We start from the raw sequence: 2,659 nt of genomic DNA, 5'->3' as shown, positions 1-2,659 counted from the left end.
TTGATTATTTAACATTTATGCGACTGCGTCGCATTCTTCTGCAAACTTAGAGTGATATCCGTGTTCTGTAGACCCCAGAGACCATCGCCGTAGGCGGTGGGCACTAACAATTGCGCAATGGCCATGCGGGGTGCCTTTATCAAAAACACGGATTGCACCGATGCGCACGGATGGGTCTTTTCACGGATTCTTTACTCTTGCTCCGCTGCCCACTGCTTGGTTTTGATGCGCAGTCGGCGCAACGGATTGCCACGGATTTTTCGCATGCGGAGAGTTGTGTGGGAGAATGTCACACGATGGGCTTGCTTGGTATGCGAAAAATCTGTGGAAATCCGCGAGATCTGTGGGCGACAACTAAGCGCGCAATGCGCTAAAGAACAGGCTGGATGTTTTTATTCTCCCACGGATCTCTCAGATAAGCACAGATGCCATGCGACTGCTTGTCAATAACACAGATCGCGCCGTCGGCGCCATGCGATCGCTTGACTCAAAACATAAAAATAGCGGGCGGCGGCCTGCCGTAACACATATTTCAAGGAAAATGCGTACCTTTGCACCCACGGAACGATAACCCTACAACAGAATGGGATCATCGCACGGCAATCGGTTACTATCGTTTGCAAGAAGAAACCGACAAAAGAAAGAAATGGCTTGCTCCAGAACGGCTAACTTTGCCGTCACAAAGAGCAAGGTTTTCGTTAAGCCAGATGAGCAGCGCTAAGTTTATTTAAGCTCTGCCATGGCGAGAAAACGTGCCATGAAATGGAACTAATAAAACCCTTTTTATATCATGAGCATCAATATCCAGAGAAATCAGAAGAAAAGAGTAGTAATCGTTGGTGGCGGCCTCGGCGGACTGCGCCTGGCTGAAGACCTCTATGGGTCGGGCATGCAGGTGGTGATGATCGACAAGAACAACTTCCACCAGTTTCCACCGCTGATCTATCAGATCGCCTCGGCGGGTATCGACCCCAGCAGCATATCGTTCCCCTTCCGACAGATTTTCCGCAAGCAAAAGGACTTCTATTTCCGTATGGCTGAAGCTCGCATGGTTGACGTGGAAAAGAAAATCCTACAGACCTCCATCGGCAAGATCGACTACGACTACCTGGTTCTGGCGGCCGGAGCCACAACCAACTTCTTTGGCAACAAGAACATCGAAGAGTGGGCCATGCCCATGAAGACCGTGCCCGAGGCCATGGGCCTGCGCAACGCCCTGCTCTCCAACTTGGAGCGCGCGCTCACCTGCGCCACCGAGGAGGAGCGACAGGAGCTGCTCAACGTGGTGATCGTGGGCGGTGGCGCCACCGGTGTGGAGATTGCCGGCGCCTTGTCGGAGATGAAGCGCTACGTCATACCCTACGACTATCCCGACATGGACTCGACGCTGATGCACATCTACCTCATCGAGGCCGGCGACCGCCTGCTTGCCGGCATGTCGCCCGCCTCATCGGAGAAGGCGTACCACTTCCTCAAGAGCATGGGCGTCGACATACAGTTTGGCAAGATGGTTACCGACTACCGCGACCACAAGGTCATCATGAAAGACGGAACGGAGATTCCCACACGCACCTTCCTATGGGTGTCGGGCATCAGGGCCAACGCCATGCCGGGCATCGACGAGAGCCACTTGGGGCGTGGCTTCCGCTTTAAGGTCGACGCCTTCAACCGCATCCCTGGCTTGGACGGCGTGTTTGCCATTGGCGACCAGTGCTTGCAAACCACCGACGGGGCTTATCCCAACGGCCATCCGCAGGTGGCGCAGGTGGCCATACAGCAGGCCAAGAACCTCGCCAAGAACCTCAAGAAGATCAACGAGGGCCTGCCCGACAGCGAGCTCACACCCTTCACCTACAACAACCTCGGCTCCATGGCGACCATTGGCCGCAACAAGGCCGTGGTGGAGATCGGCAAGTTCCGCAGCCAGGGCTTCTTTGCCTGGATACTGTGGCTCGTGGTGCACCTGCGCTCCATCCTCGGCGTGAAAAACAAGATGATGGTGCTGCTCAACTGGTTGTGGAAATACGTGAGCTACAACGACTCCATCCGCATGATTACCTACGCCACCAAACCACGTGAGGTGCAAGAGCGCATCAAGCGCGAGCAGCGAACCCACCTTGGCGAAGACCTCATGGACTAAGGGCCTTTTAATCGTGTGGAGAGTGGAATAAGAGAATCACCATATTTGCGTCTGAGAGTTATCGCCACAATATTTTCAAGCAAGGAGGTATTGGCATCAACAAGGATTCAGAGTCTGATATCATGTAACTACTCTGCACCCCTATAGTAGTAACTAAGCAAACAAAAAGAGCGCACCGCTATTGGTACGCTCTTTTCTAAAACTCTTTATATTCTTTATCGATTGGCAGATTGCCACTGATAAGTATCAGTACAATGGATATCGGCATTCTGATCGGCAATCATCAACTTGAAATCGCCTTCTTCCAATCTCCATTTGCCATCATAACCTACGAAGGCAAGATCATCGGCATTCAAATCGAAGGTAACGGTCTTGGTCTCACCTGGCTGAAGCTCTACCTTGTCGAAGGCACGGAGGCGACGGCCATCAGGCACCATACTGGCGATGAGATCGCTGCTGAACAGGAGAACGCTCTCTTTGCCTGCCACCTTGCCCGTATTCTTCACATCCACGCTCACC

2 protein-coding genes are annotated in these 2,659 nt (G+C 53.0%); one reads left to right on the top strand and one right to left on the bottom strand.

Annotated elements, in window-relative coordinates; all coding sequences use genetic code 11:
• The first annotated feature begins 790 nt into the window (after positions 1-790).
• Positions 791-2,140: an NAD(P)/FAD-dependent oxidoreductase gene (locus WKK33_RS00075; RefSeq protein WP_337931952.1), complete on the top strand. Its 1,350-nt coding sequence runs from the start codon at positions 791-793 to the stop codon at positions 2,138-2,140.
• A 215-nt stretch (positions 2,141-2,355) separates the two neighbouring features.
• Here WKK33_RS00075 and WKK33_RS00070 read toward each other — a convergent pair.
• On the bottom strand, positions 2,356-2,659 hold a 304-nt coding region (locus WKK33_RS00070), incomplete at its 5' end, for a fibronectin type III-like domain-contianing protein (protein WP_337931951.1).

Source organism: Hallella sp. (genome assembly GCF_037460745.1).
Classification (GTDB): Bacteria; Bacteroidota; Bacteroidia; order Bacteroidales; family Bacteroidaceae; genus Prevotella; species Prevotella faecis.
The sequence above is the reverse complement of the archived record's forward strand: the minus strand, read 5'-3'. Positions and strand labels throughout refer to the sequence as shown.